The 23,381-nt window shown below is 62.2% G+C and carries 18 protein-coding genes and 1 pseudogene; 10 read left to right on the top strand and 9 right to left on the bottom strand.

Annotation, left to right across the window (positions count from 1 at the left end; genetic code table 11):
- Window positions 1–195: 195 nt before the first annotated feature.
- From AC1DD7_RS01300 to AC1DD7_RS01275, 6 genes are all read left to right on the top strand, one after another.
- The gene (locus AC1DD7_RS01300; protein WP_477513470.1) at window positions 196–1,986 is read left to right on the top strand and encodes a gamma-glutamyltransferase; all 1,791 of its coding nucleotides are present in this window, start codon (window positions 196–198) and stop codon (window positions 1,984–1,986) included.
- A 13-nt stretch (window positions 1,987–1,999) separates the two neighbouring features.
- A complete protein-coding gene (locus AC1DD7_RS01295) occupies window positions 2,000–3,334 on the top strand; it encodes an MFS transporter (protein WP_477513469.1) in 1,335 nt (444 codons plus the stop codon).
- A 31-nt stretch (window positions 3,335–3,365) separates the two neighbouring features.
- Window positions 3,366–4,316 (top strand): LacI family DNA-binding transcriptional regulator, encoded by a 951-nt coding sequence (locus tag AC1DD7_RS01290; protein WP_477513468.1) that lies wholly within the window; start codon window positions 3,366–3,368, stop codon window positions 4,314–4,316.
- A 229-nt stretch (window positions 4,317–4,545) separates the two neighbouring features.
- Window positions 4,546–5,796, top strand: a complete 1,251-nt coding sequence (locus AC1DD7_RS01285; RefSeq protein WP_477513467.1) for an MFS transporter — start codon at window positions 4,546–4,548, stop codon at window positions 5,794–5,796.
- A gap of 1,260 nt (window positions 5,797–7,056) precedes the next feature.
- On the top strand, window positions 7,057–7,458 hold the full coding sequence (locus AC1DD7_RS01280) for an SRPBCC family protein (protein ID WP_477513466.1): 402 nt from the start codon (window positions 7,057–7,059) through the stop codon (window positions 7,456–7,458).
- 22 nt (window positions 7,459–7,480) lie between these two features.
- Window positions 7,481–7,690, top strand: coding sequence for an FAD-binding protein (locus AC1DD7_RS01275; protein WP_441432233.1), 210 nt, complete (start codon window positions 7,481–7,483; stop codon window positions 7,688–7,690).
- Between the two features lie 946 nt (window positions 7,691–8,636).
- Here the strand turns inward: AC1DD7_RS01275 and AC1DD7_RS01270 are convergent.
- On the bottom strand, window positions 8,637–9,104 hold the full coding sequence (locus AC1DD7_RS01270; protein ID WP_477513465.1) for an N-acetyltransferase family protein: 468 nt from the start codon (window positions 9,102–9,104) through the stop codon (window positions 8,637–8,639).
- A 294-nt stretch (window positions 9,105–9,398) separates the two neighbouring features.
- Here AC1DD7_RS01270 and AC1DD7_RS01265 point away from each other — a divergent pair.
- Window positions 9,399–9,828: pseudogene (locus AC1DD7_RS01265) on the top strand (transposase); the annotation flags it as partial.
- A gap of 36 nt (window positions 9,829–9,864) precedes the next feature.
- Window positions 9,865–10,281, top strand: coding sequence for a carboxymuconolactone decarboxylase family protein (locus AC1DD7_RS01260; RefSeq protein WP_477513464.1), 417 nt, complete (start codon window positions 9,865–9,867; stop codon window positions 10,279–10,281).
- Here the strand turns inward: AC1DD7_RS01260 and katG are convergent.
- From katG to AC1DD7_RS01230, 6 genes are all read right to left on the bottom strand, one after another.
- A complete protein-coding gene (katG, locus tag AC1DD7_RS01255) occupies window positions 10,162–12,456 on the bottom strand; it encodes a catalase/peroxidase HPI (RefSeq protein ID WP_477513463.1) in 2,295 nt (764 codons plus the stop codon). The genes AC1DD7_RS01260 and katG overlap by 120 nt on opposite strands.
- 480 nt (window positions 12,457–12,936) lie before the next feature.
- Window positions 12,937–13,452 (bottom strand): OsmC family protein, encoded by a 516-nt coding sequence (locus AC1DD7_RS01250; RefSeq protein WP_477513462.1) that lies wholly within the window; start codon window positions 13,450–13,452, stop codon window positions 12,937–12,939.
- Window positions 13,453–13,917: 465 nt separating this feature from the next.
- Window positions 13,918–14,547 carry a membrane protein YczE gene (yczE, locus tag AC1DD7_RS01245; RefSeq protein WP_477513461.1) on the bottom strand — a complete coding sequence of 210 codons (630 nt, stop codon included), beginning with the start codon at window positions 14,545–14,547 and terminating at the stop codon, window positions 13,918–13,920.
- 148 nt (window positions 14,548–14,695) lie between these two features.
- The gene (locus AC1DD7_RS01240) at window positions 14,696–15,910 is read right to left on the bottom strand and encodes an alpha/beta fold hydrolase (RefSeq protein WP_477513460.1); all 1,215 of its coding nucleotides are present in this window, start codon (window positions 15,908–15,910) and stop codon (window positions 14,696–14,698) included.
- 36 nt (window positions 15,911–15,946) lie between these two features.
- On the bottom strand, window positions 15,947–16,489 hold the full coding sequence (locus AC1DD7_RS01235; protein ID WP_477513459.1) for an NAD-dependent epimerase/dehydratase family protein: 543 nt from the start codon (window positions 16,487–16,489) through the stop codon (window positions 15,947–15,949).
- A complete protein-coding gene (locus tag AC1DD7_RS01230; RefSeq protein WP_477513458.1) occupies window positions 16,486–17,085 on the bottom strand; it encodes a TetR/AcrR family transcriptional regulator in 600 nt (199 codons plus the stop codon). Before AC1DD7_RS01230 ends, AC1DD7_RS01235 begins: the two co-directional genes overlap by 4 nt.
- Window positions 17,086–17,458: 373 nt before the next feature.
- Between AC1DD7_RS01230 and AC1DD7_RS01225 the strand changes: the two genes are divergently transcribed.
- Window positions 17,459–18,643, top strand: a complete 1,185-nt coding sequence (locus tag AC1DD7_RS01225) for a cation:proton antiporter (protein ID WP_477513457.1) — start codon at window positions 17,459–17,461, stop codon at window positions 18,641–18,643.
- Between the two features lie 147 nt (window positions 18,644–18,790).
- Here AC1DD7_RS01225 and AC1DD7_RS01220 read toward each other — a convergent pair whose 3' ends face one another.
- Window positions 18,791–19,387 (bottom strand): dihydrofolate reductase family protein, encoded by a 597-nt coding sequence (locus AC1DD7_RS01220; RefSeq protein WP_477513456.1) that lies wholly within the window; start codon window positions 19,385–19,387, stop codon window positions 18,791–18,793.
- Window positions 19,388–19,534: 147 nt separating this feature from the next.
- Here AC1DD7_RS01220 and AC1DD7_RS01215 point away from each other — a divergent pair, with 147 nt between their 5' ends.
- Window positions 19,535–21,820 carry a beta-glucosidase gene (locus tag AC1DD7_RS01215; protein WP_477513455.1) on the top strand — a complete coding sequence of 762 codons (2,286 nt, stop codon included), beginning with the start codon at window positions 19,535–19,537 and terminating at the stop codon, window positions 21,818–21,820.
- Here AC1DD7_RS01215 and AC1DD7_RS01210 read toward each other — a convergent pair.
- Entirely contained in the window at window positions 21,811–23,274 is a 1,464-nt protein-coding gene (locus AC1DD7_RS01210; RefSeq protein ID WP_477513454.1) for an MGDG synthase family glycosyltransferase, read from the bottom strand. The two genes, AC1DD7_RS01215 and AC1DD7_RS01210, sit on opposite strands and share 10 nt — an antisense overlap.
- Window positions 23,275–23,381 lie beyond the last annotated feature (107 nt).

Below are 23,381 nucleotides of genomic sequence, written 5' to 3'. Positions count from 1 at the left end.
AGTGGGCCTCAATGATATTCGGGACTATTGAGATGGGACCCGGCAAGGCCGGAGCACTTGAGATCGCCGCAGGAGAGACCCCTGCTGTGGCGCCCAATCAAGAGCATCAGTTGGCCCCAAGTCCTCGCAGTAATGGCCGGTACAAAATTATGCAAAATCTAGGGGCGGCACGTGACCTAAATCATAGACTTTTACATGAATGAAGATCATCGATCCGGAGGTTTGCAATTGCGATCGCATACTCGAGCACTCACACCCGTCTCCACTAGAGCGGATGACCAACTGGGTTCCGTTGTCTGCGCACGAGAAGAAAGTGTCCAGGCTGGGCTGCAGATGTTCCACAAGGGTGGTAACGCCGTCGATGCCGCCGTGGCCGCAGCCCTAGTCGCCGGAGTCATAGAACCAACGGAGACCACTCTTGCCGGCTCTGGCTTCCTTCTTTACAGCGACGGCACTGCAGCACCGCCGCAGTCCGTGGAATTCGGGCCCAAGGCTCCACTAGCGGCAACCGCCGAAATGTTCCTTCTGGATTCCCGCGCGCCAGCTGCCGCGATTCTGGGTATCCACTCAGTCAGGGACAACGCAAACGTAGATGGCCCTCGTGCCAACGGAGTTCCCCGAACCCTTCTCGGTCTGCTATCTGCGCAGGAGCGTTGGGGGCGGCTCTCCAGGAAAGACGTATGCCAGCCGGCCATCGAGTCTGCCCATGAAGGATTCAGGTCGGACTCGTGGTTTGTTCTTAATGCCATGAGCGACCTTGAGCGACTTAAAAAAGACCCAACGTGCTCTCGGATTTTTCTTGCCGACGATGGCTTGCCACGAGGACGGTCTTCGCAGCGGTTCTACGGTCCTTCCTTTGGCGAGGGAGAGAGGATCCGCCAACAGGAGTTGGGGGCAACGCTTGAACAGGTAGCCTCTTCGTCCCTGCGGACCCTTACGGATGGGGAAGTCGCCGCACGTATGGTGATGTCCTCAAAAGAGATCGGAGGTCTTCTGACCATGGAGGACTTCAAGGCGTCCGCGCCATCAATCGGCCCGGCAAAAAGCATCCATTACCGCGGGGCTCACGTATCCGTGCCCAGATCTCCAGGTGGTGGGCTGACTGAGTTGCAGATCCTTAAGATATGGGAGTCCATCTATCCCGACGTTTCCAAAGGAAAGGAGAGGCCCGAGAGACTGAGAAGCCTTGCTTTGGCCATCCGCCATGCGTTTGCCGATCGCTATCACTGGTTGGGTGACCCAGACTTCGTGTCCGTCCCGGAGCGGGGATTGCTGGATCCGTCCTACATTGCTGGCATCGCAGCTCTCTGTGCCCATGGTGATGACGTCGATCATTGGAACGATGACGTTCCCTGGCGCACGTTTGCCACCCGTAGGCCGCATGAGCCCTCATTTGCTCCTGAGGGGACCGCACCAGATTGGTCTCCTCTCGGTGCATCGGCGCCCACCAGTGGAACTACTCACATATCCGCAACGGACGTTCAAGGCCGTACGGTAGCTATCACCCATACGGCAGCAAATCATTTTGGTAGTGGTGTGATTTGTCCTCGCACCGGTCTGCTTTTTGACTCGGCGATGGCTTGGTTCAATGCTTTACCCCAAGCAGCTAACAGCATAGCTGGGGGAGCGAGACCCGTTGCGAACATGGGACCGTGCATCGTCACTCACGGTAGGAGAAGCATGGCCGTGGGGGCCTCTGGCGGCCGACGCATCATCAGTGCTGTCGCCCAATTAATCATCAACCTGGTTGATGAAGGAATGACGGCCGAGGAGGCCTTGCAACAACCACGTATTGACGCCAGCGGCACGACGATTACAGTGCCCAAAACGCTTCTTCCTGACGCGCATTTTCTGCAGGATCTGGGGTGCACCGTCATTCCTGAGGTCAACGACCCTTACGCCATCGACTACGCCCGTCCAAACATTGCGATCACCAGCGATGGGAAAACATCATCCGCAATCGAATCCGCAGCTTACGGAGATTGAGAGACCAACTGTCATGCAACAAAACGTCGAAATCCAAGGTACCGTCGGGGGTAACAAACCGGGCAAAGTGTCACCACTTCGTGCCTTTCTCATTTCAGGGCTTGGAACCGCCCTTGAATACTATGACTTCCTTATCTACGGCTTGGCCGCAGGTCTGGTATTCAACACCGTCTTCTTTCCCTCCGTCGAACCCATCATCGGAACGCTCTTTGCCTTTGCTGCTTTCGGAACAGGTTTCATCGCTCGTCCGCTGGGAGGAGTCATAATCGGTCACTTCGGGGACAAGTTCGGCCGGCGACGAATGCTTATCCTTACCCTGGTGACCATGGGTGTAAGCACCTTCCTCATCGGACTACTCCCGGACTTTGCCACCATCGGTATCTGGGCGCCGATACTGCTCGTAGCGCTGCGACTTGTGCAGGGCTTCGCAGCAGGTGGCGAATGGGGCGGCGCGGCCCTGTTTGGTATGGAAAATGCTCCCCCCAACCGTCGGGGTCTCTGGGGTAGTTTCACCAGCACCGGGATCGGCATCGGGACGCTGCTCGGCGTTGGCGTGTTCACGCTCATAAGTCTTGCCTTCGGCGGCCAGCTGACTCCCTTCGCCTGGCGAATTCCGTTCCTTATCGGCGGCGTTCTCGTCATCATCGGCCTCTTCGCCAGGATGGCAATGCCGGAGGAAAAGAAGCCTGCTAACGAAGGACACGGAATGCCTCTCGTAGCTGCCATCCGACGCAGCCCCCGCACCATACTTCTGGCACTCGGGGTCAGCTACGGGTACAACACGATTGCTTACATCGCCTTCACATTCTTCCTCTCCTACCTCAAGGGCATCGGTTATGGCTCAACCGAGAGCCTCGTGGGTCAGCTAGTATTCAGTGCACTCCTGATTCTGAGCGCACCGTTCTTTGCCCTCCTCTCAGACAAGTACGGCCGCAAGAAGGTCATGGTTTCCGGAGGACTCGCGATGGCAGGTTTTCTGCACCTCTACTTCCCAATGGTGAACACTCACAGCATCATTATGGTCGTGGTCAGCTTCGCAATAATCGGCGTGTTAACCGGTGTCACCCAAGGCCCGGTTCCTACATTCCTCGGTGAACAGTTCCCTGCCCGAATGCGATACAGCGGCATGTCTGTTGCATATCAGATAGGTGCAGCCCTGGGCGGCGGAACTGCTTCATTCGTGGCCACGGGTCTGCTGGTCGTCTCCGGAAACAACCCTCTGTCCGTAGCGGTCTACGGATCTTTCGCGATGCTTGTGCTCGTACTATGCTCACTGGGACTGCGCGAGACGGCGCACCTATCGAACGCTGAAATTGATGACCACAACAGGGACCGAGCCCTCGCCTAAGCCGGGGAAAAATACCGCCCGTCTGGGAGACGTGGCCGCAGCTGCAGGGGTGTCGCTGACGACAGCATCCCACAGCTTCAGCGGTAAGAGATACGTCGCACCTGAAACCAAGCAAAAAATCTGGCGGATCGCAGCCAGCCTTGGTTACACAAATCAATCGGCGCAGCGCAACGTGGCTATCCTGCTTCGTCCCCCGGAGTCGCTGCATTCATCTGAGTTTGGCACCACTTCATTTGCGAATCTCGCCGGAGCCATAGCTCTGGCCGCAATGACACGGGGATTCAATGCGCTCACTGCCCGCGACATAGATGATGTCGTGGGCAGTGTCTCGCGTCTTGACGGGTGCATCCTAATTGCCCCCAATCATCAGGACGAATCTTTGCGGAAAATCCTGGCATCGGGCCTACCTGTAGTCTCGTACGATCCTGATCCTGGCTTGCGCGAGTTTCACTGGTGGGTTGGTGCCGCGTACGAAAAATCGACAATCCAGCTTTTGCAGCACCTCCGTGAAAGCGGTTCTGAACGTACTGCGCTTCTTGTGGGGGGCACGGACAACATGTACAGGCGAGGTGTCATCTCCGCCTACATGCACTTCGTCGGATCGACGGCTGCCGCCCCCCTGCTTCGGGTCGCAGACACAGGGGGTGGCAGAGCGGTAGCGGCAGCAATCTCCGCGAAACTATTTCGGATCGCCAGTCCGCCGGACGCCATCATGACCAGTTCAAGTATCTTTGCGGCGGGCGTTCTCGATGCTGCCCTCGAGGCGTCCATAGCGGTTCCAGAAGAGCTCATGATCGCCACGATGACAGATGGGCCATTAGCTGAATTCGCCGAGGTACCTATCACAGGACTGCGAATTAATACACACAGGTCCGCCGAAGCGGTACTGGATCTTCTGAATAAGAATCTGCGGGGGAATAGTTACCCGATCGAAAATCAGCGCATCGACCTACAGCTCATAAAAAGGCGTTCCACGAGGTAACTTGCGGCGATCCCTCCTCACACCGGGGAATCGACAGAATCAACGTGCGGTTACTCGCGGCCGTCCCGGTCCCGCTGGCCGGCACTAGCGTCTTCATTCCCCGGCGCATGCTCACGTGCGGAGTCCGGCCTTTATGAAGCCGCTGCCTGACAACTGCCCCTGAGGGCAGAATTCCGTCCTTATCTGAATGACCTGTCCCATTCCTTCAACCGCCGCACCGGAGTCCATCATGTCCGCACCACAAACCTCAGCTCATCTACAGACAGAAGACAGGAGGACGACCCGACGTCCGAAAGGTTTCGCCTTCGCTGGAACTGCCACGGCCTTCGTCAGTCTGTATCTCGCGGCCGGGGCACCCACCACGCTACTGACGTACTACCAGCGGCAATGGAACTTCGCTACACCCCTGCTGACGCTGGCATTTGCGGTGTATGCCGGCGGGTTCCTCCTGGCCCTCCTCACAGCTGGGTCCCTTTCCGACTATGTGGGCCGCCGCCCTGTCCTCCTCGGCGCCCTGTCCGTTCAACTCGTATCAATGATCATGTTCCTGACAGCCACTGATATTGGCGCCGTGATCGCCGCCCGGGTTGTCCAAGGACTTGCCACCGGAGCCGCCACCAGCGCCTTCAGTGCCGCCCTGGTGGAGCTGGCACCGCCCACCAGAAAAAAGCTGGGTACCGTAATGGGAAGTGTTGGTGTCGCGGGCGGGCTGGGGGTGGGAGCCCTGCTCGCAGGTCTTGCCATCGAGTATGCACCGCAGCCGAACGCCTTCGTCTTCACCACACTGTCAGTCCTAACCGTGTTCGGCGTTGTGGCTACCGCCCTAGCTCAGGAAAGCGGCATTCGCAGGCACGGAGCCCTTCGCTCCCTTGTTCCCCGAATCAGGGTACCCGGACCTGTCCGCGGCGAGTTCGCCGGCGCTGCTCCCGCTGTCGCCGCCGGCTGGATGCTTGCAGCGCTGTCCTTGGGCCTTGGCCCATCCATCGTGCGGCATGCCTTCCACATCGACAGCGGACTCCTCATCGGATTCACGGTATTTGTTGGGCCGGCGGCTTCTGCAGTCGCCGGCCTTGCATTCATGCGAGCTGGATCCCGGGACGGAATGATCCTCGGCGTTATGGCGTCGATCGTTGGTATTGCGGGGATCCTTTCCGGGGTGCTGGCTGGGAGCTTGGGGCTGATGGTTGCGGGCCAGGTGGTGGGCGGGATTGGCTTCGGGGCAGCCTTCGCAGCAGCGTTGCGCCTGGTAATGCCGCTAGCCGCTCCGCACGAAAGGAGCGGGCTGGTGGCAGCCTTGTATATCCTGGCCTACGCAGCCTTCAGCATCCCCGTGATCCTTGCAGGACTCCTGGTCCCCACGTTTGGCCTCGTGCCGACGGTGGCCGTCTACGGAACCGCGACCTTCCTCCTCGGAGTGATCAGCCTGATCCGGCAACTAGGAATTCGGGCTGCGGACAGGCGTAGCATTCCCCAGAGATAGATGGAGGCTGCCCTCGATGCGGACGTCGCCGAGGCCTCGATCTTCTCTGGATCGATGAACCGACCTTTCGTCGTGTCCTTAATCCAGGCGTCCCGCCGCCAGCTGCCCCAGAGAGCCTGGATGATCTGGATGGTCTCGTGGGCCCGCTGGTAGCGCTGCGGCCGGGGCGAACGTTCGGCGCCGGACGATGGACAGTGCTGTCAGAGTGAACTGCTCCAAGCCCTCCGCCAGGCCAGCCCACACTCCCTCGAGAGGCGAGTTGGAATGCGATAGGGGGCGTGCGCTTGTAGTACTCGAAGCCCGGGGTAGCAGACCTGCCGTTCGGCTTCTGAGCCGTAGCTCTAGCATGGGCCCATTCCTCTTGAGGATGCGGTTGATGCGCTCGATGCTCCTATATTGTCAAGTGGTCGTTTGTGGCATGTTGGCGTAGATCTCTCTGGTGATGCAGCACCAGGCCCAGTCGACAAATCGAACCAAGGACACCATGGTCAGACTTGGCCGAGGCCAGGCTGGACCCAACGCAGCACCACCAAAAGTCTTCACAGACCTTGCCACCCGGATTGGGGTCGGTAGGGTGCGTCGTGCCTGCTCCCGCCTCGGGCAGAAGAGCGGCGAAGGCACGGGAGCGGTAGCAGGAGCCGCTATCGGTCAGTCCCCTCTAGATTTTGACGCCGCATGCGGTGAAACGGGGCGATGGCGTCGCCAACTAACGCCGGGGCGGTCTCATTGGTTTCATGGGCAGGATCTGGGAGTGTACAAGCCGGGAATGACCATCCACTGCATGGTGCAGGAAGGTTAAGCCCTGGGCATGGCCGCGGTCCCTGGGCCGGCATTCGGCGAGGTGGTTGGTGCCGGGGTCGGGAAGGCGATCACAATATTGAGAAGGGCAGGCCGTTCAGCCACAGCCACACTGGTCGGCATGCGGTTCATCCTCGGGTATCTGGGCAGGCAACCGCGGTCCTGAGAACTTGTACCCACTCAGGGCCGACAGCGACTGGCTGTACGTCGACCAGCCCATACAGCAGAGAAGCTAGTTTTACATCCTGTTCAACGTGTGTCCGCGGCCTCATCCAACCAGCTGAACATGCAAAAAGGAGCAAAATATGTATTGCCGCCGTGATCCAAAACCTAGAGTTCCAAACATAAGCGCAAGATGTAGTGATTCTCCTTTGCAATCACGTATCCGCCCCCACGACTGTCTCCAGCCGCGCTGATGCGACGTATGAGACTCGTACTCGAGCGATATAGAAATGAGCAAATATGGCAACTCATAGGTCACACGTGATAATCGACGTGTCCCCGGACGCATTGTGGCGGGTCATAAGCGACGCCCCAAGAATCGCTGATTGGTTTCCCGCGATATCCGCATCGGATGGCAGTGCCGCCCGTCGTACGGTCATACTTGGAAGCGGCGAGCGGCTGGAGGAACTTGTCGTGACTAACGACTCAAGCCTGCGAAGATTCCAATACTCTATTGCGGGCGGCGACCTTCCAGTCGAGCGCCACCTTGGCACGATTGACGTCATTCAGCTAGCACCCAGCCAATCTCTTCTGGTCTATGGCACTGAAATTGAGCCGGCGTCACTTGCCGAAGCGCTAGGTCCTGCGATCGAGGCTGCGGTTGATGGATTGCCTAAATACATGCATGAACATAAATTCTGAAATATTGATGTCGACATAGCCGGTGGGGACCATTGGCGGTTCCGCCGGTAACGACGCGTACGGCAACCATTCAGTACGCTACGGCCGGACATCGGACCACGTGTTGGAAATTGACGTCATCACGTCCGATGGTGCGCAGCCGACGGCCACCGCCACCGGGCTGCGCACCACCGAGCCTACCGACGCCTTCTCAGTTTCTCTCGCCTTTGAATTAGGGGAAGAGTTCAAGTAACTTGCCCAGGAGAACCTCGCGGCGTTCCGGTTAGAGCTAGGCCATATCCAGCGCCAGGTCTCCGGCTATCAGCAGGCAAACCTCCTTGCTCGCTTCCGCCACGTCCTTTTGCAGAAGAATGCCGCTCGGAATCTTAGGCGGCAGCCCTTTCCAAGGGAAGAGTGCAAGTCAGGTCGCCCCCGGGTCGAATCGGTATGAATGTGCGAAAGGAGCAAATCTGATGACGTCCTGCTCAGGTCTTGTCGGCACTGCCGGCGAGCAACGAACGCTCCTCCCTAGTCAGGTTGTGCCCTGCGTTTCCCGGCCGAGCACGTCGTGCACTAGGCCGCATACGCGGGCAAAAAAGAAAGTGTGGACAATGTCCACACTTTCCACCTCGGACTGCCTCGTACGGCCATCGGACTGGCCCGGATTCCGCATGTTTCCGCCATTTCCCAGTGTTTCCAAGGCCTGGAATCCCGTTCGAGTCCCACCTCGGGCACGGCATACCCCCTCGTCAGAGGGGGTTCTTGCTTTAACGTATGTACAAATTAGGTGGTCCGGTCCCTCTGACACTGGCCGCGGGGTGTGCCTGGCGCCGCGGCTCGCCTGTTTGGTTGTGGGGGAGCGGGTTCAGGGTCGTGGCTGGCCGGCCCTCCGCTTGCTCTGTACCGGGGCCTATGGGTTCCTTTCGTGGTGCGTCCGGTAGGACGTTTTTGTCCTACACCCCTTCATGGGTACAGGGGCTGAGCGCAACATGACTTCGAGGTCGGAAAACCCTTGCTTGCTGATCACCTGATCGCGACTCTGATCCCTCCATGGCTGGGTCAATTCAGGTTATCCAGCTAATAGGTAGGAGCTATGGAGGTAGGTCCCTGGGAGCAGGTCTTGAATGATTGCTGCCGTTGGCGAAGCTTCCGAGCGCTGTCATATGGGCCGCGATCGGTGCGCTGATTTTAGTTTGGTCTTAGAGTTCGCGCAGGTAGCACAGCATCCGGTAATCCGCGCCCGGTTGGACGTTGGTGAAGCCGTGGCGTTCGTAGAAGCGGCGGGCGTCGGTGTCCACTTCATCGACGTTGATGTGCATTTCCGCTCCGCCGCGGTCCCGGACCTCCTGGACCGCGGTTGTCACCAGTGCCCTGCCGATGCCTTGGCCGCGCATGCGGGGCTGGACGTAGAGTTCCTCAAGCTGGGCCAGTGATCCGTCGTAGTACGGGGTGGGCCTCAGGGTCAGGAACGCGAAACCGGTCGGCGCGGCCGGAGCGCCGGCGAGGAGGACAAGAACGTCAGCGCGGGCCAGGAGGACACCGAATCGAGTGGCAAATTCCTCGACGGTTGGACCGGGTGTGTCAAATTCGGCGTTAAAGTCATACAGCAGGCGCCCGACTATGCGGGCCTGCTCGGTCGATGCAATGAGGACGTCTGTGGTGGCCATATACCAATTGTGCGCACGAGCTATCACAGCCTGAAGCCCTGACGTCGGTACAGGCGACGGACCCGCTAACGCACCCGTCCCGTCGTCAGTAAGCCAACCCTGTCGTGGCAAGGCCTGTTAAAACGCATCGCTCGTGACAAGCGTTTCATATTGATCGAGCGGTGATGTAGCGGGGCTGAGCTTCCGGAGTGGGTGCCCCAAGTTGATGGGACTGTCTGAATAACGGTGTGTGGGGTTCGGCCTGATCCGAAGGAGACGGCCGTGTCAGAATCCGCGACCGAGATGACAGGGATGATGATCGATCCTGTGGGGAGAAATCATTGACCAGAAGGAACTTGCGGAGCGGTTGCTCGCTCAGGCCAAGGAACAGAGCGTGAGCCTGGTGGGCCCTGGCGGGCTGCTGAACCAGCTCACGAAGAACGTGCTGGAAGCCGCGCTGGACGCGGAATTGACCGAGCACCTTGGGCACGAACATGGTCAAAGACCGGTCGCTGGCAACATGCGTAACGGCACGAGATCAAAAACTGTGCTGACCGAGATCGGCCCGGTTGAGATCGAGGTGCCCCGAGACCGGGACGGGTCATTTGAGCCGGTGATCGTGCCGAAACGGAGACGGCGTTTGGACGGGATCGACGAGGTCGTGCTCTCGCTCTCGGCACGTGGGCTGACTACCGGGGAAATCGCCGCGCACTTCGAGGAGGTCTACGGGGGGAGAGCGCAACGGATTCCGGCTTGGATGAGCGTCTGATCGATCGAGCCCGTGAAGATCCGAGCGGCCCAGCTCAACGGGTGCGCCTTCTGCCTCAAGCTGCACATCCGGGACGCGATCGAGCACGGCGAAACTCCCGACCGACTCGCTGTTGTGCCGGTCTGGTGGGAATCGCAGTACTTCTTAGAGCAGGAGCGCGCCGCGCTGCAGATCGCGAGCACGTCATCCTGCTCAGCGACTATGGGAGGGTTCCTGAGGTCAGCTTCCCCGCTGAACACTAGGTTTCGAAAAGTGTCAGGGCCGGCTGCAGTTGCAACCAGCCCTGACACCGCGGTTCAGTTGAATTTGTTACTTGAGGTCGAAGCGGTCCAGCTCCATGACCTTGGCCCACGCGGCCACGAAGTCGTTGACGAACTTCTCCCTGGCGTCTTCGCTGGCGTAGACCTCGGAAAGGGCGCGCAGCTGTGAGTTGGACCCGAAGACCAGGTCCACCGGGGTTGCCGTCCACTTCAGCTCGCCGGTGGCGGCGTCTGTGATCTCATAGACGTTCTCCTCCGACTCCGACGCCCTCCATTTGGTGCCCGGCAAGAGCAGGTTGACGAAGAAGTCGTTGCTCAGGACCTGTGGCTTGTCTGTCAGCATGCCGTGGCTGGAACCGCCCAGGTTGGTGCCCAGGGCGCGCATGCCGCCTACCAGCGCCGTCATCTCAGGTGCGGTGAGGTCCAGCATGTAGGCCTTGTCCAGCAGGAGGGTCTCGGGCGGGAGCTTCGAGCCGGGCCGCAGGTAGTTGCGGAACCCGTCAGCTTTGGGCTGCAGGTACTGGAAGGATTCGACGTCGGTCTGCTCCTGGGCGGCATCGGTGCGTCCCGGCCGGAATGGCACGGTGATGGGGAATCCGGCGTCGGCAGCGGCCTTTTCCACCGCGGCGGCACCGCCGAGGACGATCAGGTCTGCAAGGGAGACCTTCTTGCCGGCAGCCTGCGCAGAGTTGAACTCCTCCTGCACCCGCTCGAGCACCGGAAGAACGGTTGCCAGCTGCGCCGGTTCGGAGGCTTCCCAGCTGCGCTGCGGCTCCAAGCGGATCCTTGCACCGTTGGCGCCGCCGCGCCGGTCCGTTTTGCGGTAGGTGGCCGCCGAGGCCCAGGCCGTACCCGCGAGCTGAGGGATGGTCAGGCCGGAGCCCAACAGCTTGGCCTTCAGCGAAGCGATGTCCTGCTCGTCGATCAGTTCATGGTCGACGGCGGGAACGGGATCCTGCCACAGCTGGGCTTCCGGAACCCACGGGCCCAGCATGTGGGGGCCAACGGGTCCCATGTCGCGGTGCAGCAGCTTGTACCAGGCCTTGGCGAACGCCACGGCGAACTCGTCCGGGTTTTTGAGGAAGCGGCGCCCAATTTCCTCGTAGACGGGGTCGAAGCGCAGTGACAGGTCCGTCGTCAGCATTGTGGGTCGGTTCTTTTTCTCCGGGTCGTGCGCGTCCGGGATGATATTCGGAGCATCCTTGGCAACCCACTGGTGAGCACCGCCAGGGCTCTTGACCAGTTCCCACTCGTACTCGAACAGGATCTCCAGGAAGCGGTTGCTCCACTGGGTCGGCATGTCCGTCCAGGTCACTTCGAGGCCCGAGGTGATGGTGTCCGCGCCCTTGCCACTGCCGTAGGTGCTGAGCCAGCCCAGGCCCTGCGCCTCCAGGTTGGCGGCCTCCGGTTCGGGGCCCACATGCGCATCGGCGGGGCCGGCGCCATGGGTCTTGCCGAACGTGTGGCCGCCGGCGATCAGCGCGAAGGTCTCCTCGTCGTTCATCGCCATGCGCTTGAACGTCTCCCGGATGAAGGCGGCCGCAGCTACCGGGTCCGGGTTGCCCATGGGGCCTTCGGGGTTGACGTAGATCAGGCCCATTTCAGTGGAACCGACGTCCTCGGACATCTGGCCTTCACCCACGTAACGCTCATCACCGAGCCAGGCGTCTTCGGGGCCCCAGAAGATCTGCTCGGGCTCCCACACGTCCTCGCGGCCAAAGGCAAAGCCGAAGGTCTCGAAGCCCATCGATTCCAAGGCGACGTTGCCGGCCAGGACCAGCAGGTCGGCCCAGGAGAGCTTCTGGCCGTAGTTCTGCTTGACCGGCCACAGCAGTCGCCGGGCCTTGTCCAGGTTGGCGTTGTCCGGCCAGCTGTTGAGCGGCGCGAACCGCTGGCTGCCGTCTCCCGCTCCACCGCGGCCGTCATGGACGCGGTAGGTGCCGGCCGCGTGCCAGCTCAGGCGGATCATCAGGCCACCGTAGTGGCCGAAGTCCGCCGGCCACCAATCCTGCGAGGTAGTCAGGACCTCGGTGATGTCACGCTTCAGAGCCTCGAGGTCGAGCTTCTGGAATTCCTCCCGGTAGCTGAACGACGGGTCCAGCGGATTGCTTGACTTGCCTTGCGTGTGCAGCACGGAAAGGTCCAGCTGGTTGGGCCACCAGTCCTGGTTGGTCCGCGGTCGGTGGCCTTTGGGCTGGGGGGAATCGATCGCCGGGTTTTCACTTTCGCTGCCCTGGTCCGTGGCACTGCCATGGGCCACCGGGCATCCGCCCTCCACCTTCTGGTTCAAGCCCTGCGCATTCCCGGGAGTGGGGACTGGGGGATGCTCTTGGGGATCCGTCATATTCTTCTTCCTTTCATCTGGCCGAGGTCGCCGTCGGCTCGGGCCGGTTCAAAGTTTCCTATTACGCCATAAACGCGCGTCGAGGGAGAAGCCCATCGGGAGGGACCGTCCCGTGCCTGCCGCACCGAGAAGTCTCGTGTGACACCCCCACCCGCGCGCTGTTCCGCAATGATCATCAAGTCTCGCCTTAGCCAACAGCGTGGTGCTAGGGCTGGTTTGTTGTCAAACATATTCTTTGCTCGTTACGGATCTCTTGTCGGAGAAAACGCCTGTGAGGAGATTCCGTGAACCCGGCCGGCACGCTGAACCCGGAAAAGCGAAGCGCCGCACCTCTGAGCGATGCGAAAGGCTATTGCCAGTCATAGCCTCTAAGGCCGGGCCCGGATAGCCAAAGGGTAGGCAGCGGTCGCTGCGAGGATGCTGCAAGCCTCTTACGGTTGAATGCGTCTGGAAGCTGCTTCCTAATCGGTCGGTCTCGGTTTAGCCGATCACAACGGTCAGCTCCACTGGGACGGCACGGCGGATCGCATCGTCAACGGGGGAGTGCTCGTCTGCCCATTGAACGATGTCGCGGAGAGCGGCCTCTTCGGTGTCATTGGCCGCTATGCGGACCACTGTGCGGACACCAAGGGGTCCTGCAGGAGTGTCCTTACCGATTCCCAGCAGACCGCGGTCATCAGATTCACTGTCAACTTCGACTTCGAGCAGGTTTAGGCTCACTCCCTTTTCGGCGGCACGCATGGCGATGAGCGAGACCAAGCAGGCGGCGCTTGCCGAGCGCAGCGTCCATCCAGGAGTAGGCGCCGAACCCTTCCCCCCAACTCCTGGTCCCATGTCCGTCACCAAGGACCAGCTGTGGGGGCCGTCTACCCGGACCCGGAGCCCTTCTTCCAGCACCGCGGTGGCCGTTGAGTCGCGGGAGCGGGCCTTCTCCGGGCTTTCGTTCAAGTACTGCCGGGACCTGCTGATGGCTTGGGCTACTTCCGATTGCGACATCTCTGGCGCTCCCTTTCCGCTGCGGACCGAATCGGGCAAGAATACACCTCTACGAGTCGGTCGTGGGTGTCTCATGGCAGCGAAGTGCGAATCGCATGCGGCCTTACTTTAGTAACAACGTCGTTCAGATCCTGGCTCGAGCTGCTCACACAATAAGGGGTGGTCCCGGTTCAGTACGGTGAGATTCACCGGGGTGGCAGCGTCCACGACCGCTTCTGGGACCTTTGGCCTGAGGTGCGGCTTCAGGGCTGGTGGGCCAGGGGTTCGGCAGCGCAGTCCTGTTCAGTGATGGCGACCCGTGGCGGCGGCCTTGGCCGCGCGAACCGGGAAAGGGGCGTCCACTCCGCAAGCTCCGCGGCCTCCAGGCCCTGGCTTATGAGGCCGGGACCCTGAGGCCATCCCGGACAGCCTGGAGGGATCAGGCTTGATGGTTCAGCCGTAGTCGATGCGCCCGGATGCCGTTCCTCAGGGGGCGGACTGCTTGCGCAGTGTGTTGTCCGGCAAGGGTTCTTGCCGGACTGAAGGAACACTGAACAAGGGCATGAGCCACTGAATCAACGGTCCGATCAGAAACGCTTCGGCCATGGTACCGATCCCGAGGGTCCCGCCCAGCAACCAGCCAGCTGCGGCTACCGTTACCTCGATCAACGTGCGGCAAGTCCGGATCGACCAGCCGGTCCGCTTGGCCAGGCCGGTCATAAGCCCGTCTCGTGCACCCGGGCCGAAGGAGGCCCCAAGATAGCAGGCGCTGGCGACGGCCAGGAGCATCAGTCCGCCGGCGAGAAAGACGATTTGCCAGAATAGTCCGGTGGCTTGTGGGATCAACGGCATCGACAAGTCGACGAAAGCGCCGATCAGCACGGCGTTCGCCAGAGTGCCCCAGCCCGGGCGCATCCTCAGTGGGATCCACAGGAGGAGCACGAGAAAACTGATCGCGATGATGACCATTCCGGTGCTGACCCCCGTCAGCCGGGCCAGACCTTGATGAAAGATGTCCCAGGGGGAGATTCCAAGCCCAGCCTTGATGAGGACCGCGATGGAAAAGCCGAAGAGCGACAGGCCTGCGAGCAATTGAGTGATTCTGCGTATCAACATCACATCAGCCTCCCGCAAACTGGCCCTGAAATATGTAGCCAGTTTGAACCTCTGGCTGTCTTCCTGGTTCACGCCTCATTGGTGGATCTCATACGGCACCCGTGTACCTGTCTGCGGCTGAAACCTAGGGTGCCTGTTCACGCGACGTTCACGCGACCGATCCTTTGATGAGAGGGACGAGAGCATCGCCATGGGTCAGTTGCGGATGGTGCGCGGCGCCCGGTACCAAGATCAGCTCAACATTTGGAAGTGACTCGAGCTGCTCAGCCGCGCCTGGGGCGATTGGGTCCTCGCTTCCTGTGATGATGCGGACCCGGCCGCTGAATCGGCCAAGCGCTTCCTGGAGTTCGGCACGCCACTGCTTCGATCCTGTAAGGGCGAGCTGCTCGGCCACCCTCTTGGCGGTGCTTCGCTTGAGGTCTCTATGACTGGACTCGAGAGCGGCCGTACTCGCTCCTGACCCGGTTAGTTGGTGTGACAGCCGCGCCGGGTCAGTGTGTCGCAAGTAGGTGCATACGAGCGGCTGCAGTCTGGCCGAAGCACCCATCGGGGCTTGGAGGAAGAACGGTGCGATCAGCGTGAGGGACTTGACCTGCGCAGGGTGCCGGTCAGCCGCGACTACTGCTGCAGCCGCACCGATCGAATGGCCGATGAGGTCAGCGGGTTCCCCACCCAGTAGAGCGGGCAGCCACTGTTCCCAGTCCTGAACGCCTGTTCCGCCGCTGAGGCCGAGTCCGGGCAGGTCTACGACGCGCGCGCCGATGCCCGCCGCCACTTCTGCCCACGTGTCTGCGTTGACCGGCAAGCCGGGAAAGACCACCTTGCTGGACCTGGGTACGCCGAGCTCGAATGTCCTCAGACCGCCAACGTCGACGAACCGACGGCCTTCAGCCATCATGGCGCCGAACCGATGCGCGGCCAGGTGGTCGGCCCACCGTTCCAGGGACACCAGCACGTCGGGCATCGGGATCCTGTGTCTTTCAGCGAACTCGATGGCTGAATCTGTCGGATAGCGGTCGGCGGACATGAACGTGAGCGTTTCGGGATCCGCCTTGGTGATTCGTTGCGGGAGTCGCTTGATGACACCGATCGGCATCCTGACCCGCGGAACTTTGACACCGAGATGCCGGCCAACGTGCGTGAGCAGGTTTGCCAGCGGCGGGGTGGCGTCGTCGAGAATCCAATAGGCCTTGCCTGCAGCAGCCGGATCGACCGCTGCTGCCGTCATGAAGGCTGCCAGATAGTCGACCGTGACGACCGGGAGGAACGTCGTCTGGTTTCCAGGCAGTGCGGCAACGGTGCCGTCCCAGATCTGCTCGATGGTGGTGGACAGCCCGATGAGCTGGTCGGACTCCCCGGTCACGCTGTCGCCGATCAGGCTGGAGGGATTGACGATGGTTCAGGGGACTCCGCGCTCCAGGGCCCGGGCCTGGAAGATGGCGTCGGATTCCACCTTTGAGGCTTCGTAGGCGCCAAGTTCCTTGTAGACCGCGGTGCGGTGGTCCTCTGACCACGGGACGGTCGTGGGGTCCTGTCCGCCGACGCGGTATCCCGACACATGGACGACGCGCTGCAGGTTGGGGAGGTCTTCGGCGAAGTCGATCAGCTTCTCGACGATGCCGACGTTCGCGCTGCGTGCCTCTTGGGCGGTCATTCCGAATTGGTAGGACCCGGCGCAGTTGTGGATCTCGGTGATGGACGGGAATGCCGAGGGGCCGCCCGCGATGATCTCCGGAGCATCGAAGTCGACGATCGTCGTGCTGATGCCCCGTGTCAGGCCATGCTCCCTCACCCATCGCTCGACACGCGCTCCGGACTCGGCGGTCCGAACAGCTGCTGTGACGTTCGCGCCGGCCTCGGCAAGGGCCAGGACGAGGTGACGGCCGACCATTCCCGAGGCCCCGAAGACCAGGGCGTAACGGGAGTCTTCTTGTGGTGTCATCGTGTCCTCCCACCGGTCTCGCAGCGCAGGTTGATGAGCTCCGCCACAACGTCAGCGGCCGAAACCAGGGGTTGGATGCTCTGCATGGCGCGAGAGACGATCACCGCCCCCTCGATCGTCGACACCACGACAGTTGCCAAAGACCGCGCCTCCTCGGCGTCAACGCCACTTGCCTCGAGCAACGAGGACGTCGGGGCGATCCACGCCTCAAAGGCACTGGCGCACGCCCGCCGCAGTCGCTCGCTCTCCGCGCCCATCTCCAGGGTGACGACGGAGACCGGGCAACCCAACCGGAAGTTGCTCTCGCTGACGATGGTCGTCAGGGCTTCAATCGCGGCGCGGGCAGCCTCAGCCGCGCTGCCCGCGGAAATTGCGGCCTCTGCAATCAGCAGCTCGAATTCCTTCGCGGCTAGCTCGACCGCTGCGACGCCCAGGTCCTCCTTCCCGCCGGGGAAGTGGAAGTAGATCGACCCCTTTGGTGCTGCGGCGTGTTCGATCACAGCGTTCAGGCCCGTGCCGCTGTAGCCGCTGGTCTGGATGAGCTGGAGCATGGACTCTGTAAGCCGTGCCTTCGTCAGGTTTCCTTTGACTGCCATGAGGAAATAATAGACCGGTCTACATATTTTGTAAACCCGTGAAAAGCCATCAGCAGCGTCATGGCCCTGCGGCACTGGAATTCTTCGGCGGCCCTTCGCCTATTTCTTTCGAAGACTTCCCGGAGGTTGCTCTGGCGGGAGGAGCCAACCGGCGTGATGGACAGCGCCACCTGGGAGACTGCTGAACAACGTGGTTGTGGGGCGGGCGGATCAGGGGCGATCTAGCCCGAGGGATACCCGCTGTCATGGCCGACGGCTACCATCGGGTATGCGCAAGCTACTACACGGACGAATACACGGACATTCCACTCAAACTGGCTGACGTACCCCGGTAATTACCGCAAGCCAACCGCATGCCGGTGGAAGGAGGAAGGTGTCGTTCTTTCAGCTTTCGCTGATCGCCGCGGTCGCGCTACTGGGACCGCTGCTGGCGCTTCCCCGGAAATGGCATCTTCCCGTGGTGCTGGGGCAGTTACTGGCCGGTATCGCCATCGGGCGCACAGGTTTGGGTCTGGTGGACTCCTCGGAGGCCACGTTCACCTTTGTGGCCGACGTCGGGTTTGCCCTCGTCATGTTCGTCGCCGGAACGCATGTCCCAGTGCGGGACGAAGCCATCCGCCCGGCACTGGGCGCGGGTGCGCTGCGTGCCGGCATCGCCGCAGTGTTGGCGGCCGTCGTCGGAATCGGCATTGCCTTTGCCTTCGGCACCGGACATGCTCCCCTTTACATCGTTCTGCTCGCGTCCTCGTCGGCAGCCTTGGTCCTGCCGATCGTCGATTCGCTGCGGCTGAGGGGACCAAGGGTTTTGACGACGACGGCGCAAGTGGCGGTGGCGGACATCGCCTGCATTGTGGCGCTTCCGCTTGCTGTCGACCCATCCAATGCGCCGAGGGCAGCTGCAGGGGCAGCCGTCATCGCGGCGTGCGCTGCGGTTTTGTTCTTCGTGCTTCGCTGGCTGGAGCGCAACGGCACGCGCGGACGGGTGCATGACGTGTCCGAGGACCGGAAGTTCGCCCTGGAGCTGAGGATCCAACTTGCCGTGCTGTTCGCGCTCTCCGGTCTTGCGGTGGCGGGTCACGTGTCCATCATGCTGGCCGGGTTCTCCTTCGGCCTGGTGGTCGCAGCGGTGGGCGAGCCCCGGCGATTGGCTCATCAGCTCTTCGCCGTCAGCGATGGCTTTCTGGGGCCAGTGTTCTTCGTCTGGCTGGGCGCATCGCTGGATCTGCGCGCCCTCGCCGGAAGCCCCAGAATGCTTCTCCTCGGGATCTGCCTTGGCCTGGGTGCCCTGCTGGTCCATGGAAGCCTGCGGCTACTGGGCCAGCCTCTGCCGCTTGCGGTGCTTGCAGCGTCCCAGTTGGGAGTTCCGGTTGCCGCCGCTACGATCGGCTCCCAATTGCATTTGTTGGCGGCGGGGGAAGCCGCGGCCATGATCCTCGGAGCCCTCATCACCATCGGGGCGAGCACCGCCGCAGGCTCACGGGCCGCCCGCACGTTGACGCAGCCCGGCCCGACGCCGGCGGGCAACGCATCCGGGGGCGGCCCGACGTCGGCTGCGTAGTTCGTTTGGGCTGGGCAACTTCCGCCAGTCCGTGAGTTCCGCGCTGTTGCCATAGCGTGAGGCGATCGTACGTCTGGTGCGGATTGAATACCAAGGGCATCATCAAGCGGGCCGCCCAATTTCGTCGTCAAATCATGCCACGGCCGTTTAGTTCTGTTCCTTCGGGGGCCTGACGCTGTATTCGGCAATGATCACGCCGGTGGTGGTGGGGATGCTGCGTTCCAACTTTAGGTCGGAACGGGGTCCCTCCGGGAAGAGGCGGGTTCCTGATCCGAGCACGATGGGGTGAATAAGAAGTGCGTATCGATCGATCAGGCCTGCGCCGTGTAGTTGGCGCATTAATTTACCGCTGCCCATGATCATGAGGTCGCGGGGGTAGTGGTTCTTGAGCGCGGCTACAGTCGACGCTGCATCTCCGACGAGGAGTTCGCTGTTGGGGTACGTCAGCTTGACGTCAGGGTTGTGTGAGACGACAAACTTTTCTGAGCCCACAAGTACGTCGACGAATGGGTTGGGCCCCATGGAGGTCCAGTATCCGAGGACGTCGTCGTAGGTGCGGTGGCCAAACAGGCGGCCACCCCCAGCGCTCATGCCCTCGCTGGCGTACTTCATTGACACCTCGTCCTGGTATCCATCGGCCCACCCGCCGTGGGTGAACGCGTCTCGGGTGTCTTCATCGGTGCGGCCTGGTCCCTGCATGACGCCGTCGAGGGTGATGCTTTCGAAAACAGTGATTGTGGACATTGCGTTCTTCTCCTTCTGACCGGATGTGCCATACGCCACCGTACAACCGGATATTGCCGCTCCACGCCCCTTTGCGCCGCACCGTACGTCACACGGCAATTCCCCAGATTGCGCGGGCGCACACGCAGAGGGTGCAGACTTTAGTGCATGAAGATGACTGCGGGACGACGGCCAGCGCTGACGCAAGAGCCGGCTTCATCGGAGACGATGACGGCGGAGGGCAGCGCGTACGGCGAGGCAGTCCGGGCAGTCCGGGCGGGTGAGATCAACGCGGATGAAGCGGCGAACCAGCTGATCGACCGGATGACGGATGGGGAGATCCTCGGGCTGCTCGACGGCGACTCGCCCAGGTTGCTGCTCCCGTTCATCCCGATACTGCTCGGTAGGCGCCCGTTCGTAGCGGGGGCGGTCTCGCGGCTCGGCATACCAGGCATTCGGTTCAGCGATGGTGGCCGTGGCGTCGTGATCGGCGCCTCCACGGCTTTCCCCGTGACGATTGCGCGGGCAGCGACCTGGGATCCATCGTTGGAGGAACGTGTCGGGATCGCTATCGGTTTGGAAACCAGGGCACGGGGAGCGGACTACTCGGCCTCGGTCTGCGTAAATCTGCTTCGCCACCCTGGGTGGGGCCGGGCGCAGGAGTGCTACGGGGAGGATCCGGTGCTCACTGGCCGGATGGGATCAGCCCTTACGCGAGGCGTACGTATGCACGTCATGGCGTGCGTGAAGCACTTCGCGCTCAACTCGATGGAGAACGAGCGCTTCGAAGTCGACGTGGCGGTGGACGAACACGCCTTGCACGAGGTCTACCTGCCGCATTTCAAGGCCGTTGTGGAAGCCGGCGCGGACTCCGTTATGAGTTCCTATAACCGCGTGCGAGGCGAATACATGGACGTCAATCGTGCCCTGCTCACGACCGTGTTGAGGGATGAATGGAATTTCTCCGGGTTCGTGACGAGCGACTGGGTGTTTGGCACCCACGACGCGGTCGTCAGCCTGGAGGCGGGAATGGACGTGGAGATGCCGCTGCGGCTGCTGCGCGCCCGCGAACTGCCGGCCGCGCTGCGGAACGGTGACCTGGCCCGCGCGACAGTGCTGCAGTCTGCGCGACGCATCCTGCGCACTTGCGTGCAGCATGCCGCGACCCGGGAGCTAGCGGCCCCAACCGCCGCCCTCATCGCCTCTCCGGCGCACCGGGCGCTTGCCCGCCAGGTAGCCGCAGAGTCGATCGTCCTGCTGAAGAACGAAACCGTCGGCGAGGCGCCGCTACTGCCATTGAGTCCCACTACCCGACATCTCACGGTGATCGGACGGCTCGCGGCGCGACCGAACCTTGGCGATCATGGCTCCTCACGCGTCCGGCCTCCTTCCACTGTGTCACCGCTGCAGGGGCTGCGTGAGGCGTTTCCCGGGGTGCGGATCACCACCACCACCGGTCGGAACGAGCGCGCCGCGGCCGCGATGGCAGCCGCGGCGGAGACGGCGATCGTCGTCGTCGGGCTGGACCAGCACGATGAGGGCGAGTCCGTCGTCACGGGAGGCGTCGACGTCGGCGTGCTCGGTCGGACCTTTGGCTCAGGTCCACTCCGTCGTGTGCTCATCGGCCTGGCACACCTGGCCTCGCGCTTCGTCCGGGGTGGCGACCGCAGCTCGCTCAGCCTGCGCCCCTCTGATGAGCGCCTCATCCACGCGGTCGTCGCCGCGAACCCCCGGACCGTCGTCGTGCTGATCAGCGGCAGCGCGATCCTCACGGAGACATGGCGGGGCCGCGTGCCAGCGCTCCTCCTCGCCTGGTATGGCGGCATGGAAGGCGGTCGCGCGCTTGCGGGCGTGCTGACCGGCAGTGAGGAACCCGGCGGTCGTCTGCCGTTTGTGCTGCCAACGGACGCCGCGCATCTGCCATTGTTCGACCCCGCGGCAAAGTCCGTTGTCTATGACGATAAATGGGGTCAGCGCCGGTTGGACGGCGAGGGACATATCCCCGCGTTTCCGTTCGGATTCGGCTTGGGCTACACGACGATCGAACACAGGCTTCTGGACCACGGATTCGACGACACAGGCGGCAACGCGGACGTGCTCGTAACGAACAAAGGAGACCGCGAGGGCTCGACCGTTGTTCAGGTCTACGCTGCGGATGTGTCCCTCCGCAGACCTGTGGCTCAGCTACTGGGCTTCCGTAAAGTGACGCTGCAGCCGGGCGCGGAGACGATAGTGCGGGTCGCCCTGGATGCTGGGCCCACCCTGCAGCGCGATCCGACCACGAGGCACTGGTCGCCCCGGGCGGGGGACTGGGCCCTGCTCGCCAGCCAACACAGCCCGGTCAGCTGGGAGAACGCCGTCCCCTTACAACGCACGGAAGGCCGACTGGCGAGGAGTACAAGTCAGACGGCCAGCCGGCCTGATGCAGACAGGGGGTCCGCTGATTACCCGTGAAGATCGTGGAACGGTGCCAACGGCCCTTCGACACGGACAGGCAGAGCATCGTCGCCCCGAAGCATAGCGCGGAACAACCGACGTTCCTCCCAATGGAGCAACAGGGACGCTTGGCCTGGCCGCAGCACCAAGTCTCCGTCCGGCGTCGCGTACCGCTTCTGCAGATCCGCCAGCTCCTCCTCTTGCAGCAGTGCAACCGTGCTGCCCGAAGCCCGATCGATCAAACGGACCAACGAGGAGGGTCCCGTGAGATCGGTTGCGACGAAGCGCTGCTCGCTGGCGGCAAGAACTGTCCTTTGCGCCGCCCGCGTCACGACCAGCGGACGTGACGGCCCGCCCAGCAGGCTGCTCATTACATTCGCCGCGGCGTCAGGGCGGCCCGTTCTCTGCGCGGCCGCCTGCATCCGCTGTAAGCGGCCGGGCTCGCGCAGCACCTCATCGATCTTCCAGCCGATCGTTGCAGCTGCGTTGCAGCGGACGGCCGCCCCCTGCTCCATGAGGTAATCGCCGTTGCGTACCTCCTGTCCAGGGATGGGGTTCACAAGTACCATGGGGAGCCCGGCAGCCATGCACTCCGACGCCGAGAGCCCGCCCGGCTTTCCCACGAACAGATCCGCGCGCTGCAGTAGCTGTGGCATTTCGGTCGTGAAGCCGAGCACGCGGTAACGGTCGCCAGCCGGCGCCACGAGCCCCTCGATGCGCTTCCGCAACTCATCGTTGTGTCCGCACACGACCGTGGCCGTGAACGCCGAGCGCATATGCATCGTCTGCCGCACCACCGAGACAGCGTAGTCCCCGCCGGTCGCGCCCGCCGAGATCAGCAGCATCGGTGGCTTGTTGGTATCACGTACGGGCGCGGGATTGGGCTGTTTGGTGATCGGGATTCCTGTGGCAGCGACGCGATCGGGAGGAAGACCGAGCGCCAGCAGCTCCACCCTCCCCTCCTCTCTGGCCACAAAGATCTTGTGGAACGCGCCCGAGAGCGACAAACCTTGGAAGTCGTAGTCGGTGGTTACGACGGCGGTCTTCGCATCAACCACGCCACGAAGGAGCAGTGAGGCCAACAGCTGGGCAGGGAGGAAATGCGTGCACACAATCGCCGTCGGCCGGAACCGCTTGATGGCACTGACGACTGGACTGGCGTTCACCCGCGTCCAGGGGTCGATCGGGCCACGGCGCCGGTACGGCGGATTGCTGATGTCATAGCCCCACTCGACCAGCCAGGGCAAGCCCTCCACCAGGACGAAGTAACCCTTGCCCAGCAGCGCGCGGTAGAGCACGCTGCTCACCTGCAGCACGTCAAGCACCTGCACCTCGGCGATGTCAGCGCGTGCGCCACATGCTTGCTGTACCGCCGCCGCTGCGCTGTTGTGCCCCGATCCCACGCCTGCGGACAGGATTAGTACGCGCTGTCCGCTGGCGGTGGCTTTGGTTCGTGCCGACGTTGTGCGCATGAGGTGAGGCTAGCAGGCTGCACTACCTATAAGGCGAAGGGTAGCCGTGCTCTGCTGGCAACCTGATCCGCAAGGCGAAGGACGACACATCCTGCAGGCCTGCTGCA

The organism is Paenarthrobacter sp. 10L412 (genome assembly GCF_056395565.1).
Note: the sequence above shows the minus strand (reverse complement) of the source record. Positions and strands in the feature narration are given on the sequence as shown.

Bases quoted from the DNA above. Each gene is read 5' to 3' on its own strand.
- AC1DD7_RS01210 (WP_477513454.1), bottom strand. From the start codon at position 23,274: ATGCGCACAACGTCGGCACGAACCAAAGCCACCGCCAGCGGACAGCGC.
- AC1DD7_RS01270 (WP_477513465.1), bottom strand. From the start codon at position 9,104: ATGGCCACCACAGACGTCCTCATTGCATCGACCGAGCAGGCCCGCATA.
- AC1DD7_RS01295 (WP_477513469.1), top strand. From the start codon at position 2,000: ATGCAACAAAACGTCGAAATCCAAGGTACCGTCGGGGGTAACAAACCG.
- AC1DD7_RS01220 (WP_477513456.1), bottom strand. From the start codon at position 19,387: ATGTCCACAATCACTGTTTTCGAAAGCATCACCCTCGACGGCGTCATG.
- katG (WP_477513463.1), bottom strand. From the start codon at position 12,456: ATGACGGATCCCCAAGAGCATCCCCCAGTCCCCACTCCCGGGAATGCG.
- AC1DD7_RS01235 (WP_477513459.1), bottom strand. From the start codon at position 16,489: ATGACACCACAAGAAGACTCCCGTTACGCCCTGGTCTTCGGGGCCTCG.
- AC1DD7_RS01230 (WP_477513458.1), bottom strand. From the start codon at position 17,085: ATGGCAGTCAAAGGAAACCTGACGAAGGCACGGCTTACAGAGTCCATG.
- AC1DD7_RS01215 (WP_477513455.1), top strand. From the start codon at position 19,535: ATGAAGATGACTGCGGGACGACGGCCAGCGCTGACGCAAGAGCCGGCT.
- AC1DD7_RS01280 (WP_477513466.1), top strand. From the start codon at position 7,057: ATGGCAACTCATAGGTCACACGTGATAATCGACGTGTCCCCGGACGCA.
- AC1DD7_RS01300 (WP_477513470.1), top strand. From the start codon at position 196: ATGAATGAAGATCATCGATCCGGAGGTTTGCAATTGCGATCGCATACT.
- AC1DD7_RS01285 (WP_477513467.1), top strand. From the start codon at position 4,546: ATGTCCGCACCACAAACCTCAGCTCATCTACAGACAGAAGACAGGAGG.
- yczE (WP_477513461.1), bottom strand. From the start codon at position 14,547: ATGTTGATACGCAGAATCACTCAATTGCTCGCAGGCCTGTCGCTCTTC.
- AC1DD7_RS01250 (WP_477513462.1), bottom strand. From the start codon at position 13,452: ATGTCGCAATCGGAAGTAGCCCAAGCCATCAGCAGGTCCCGGCAGTAC.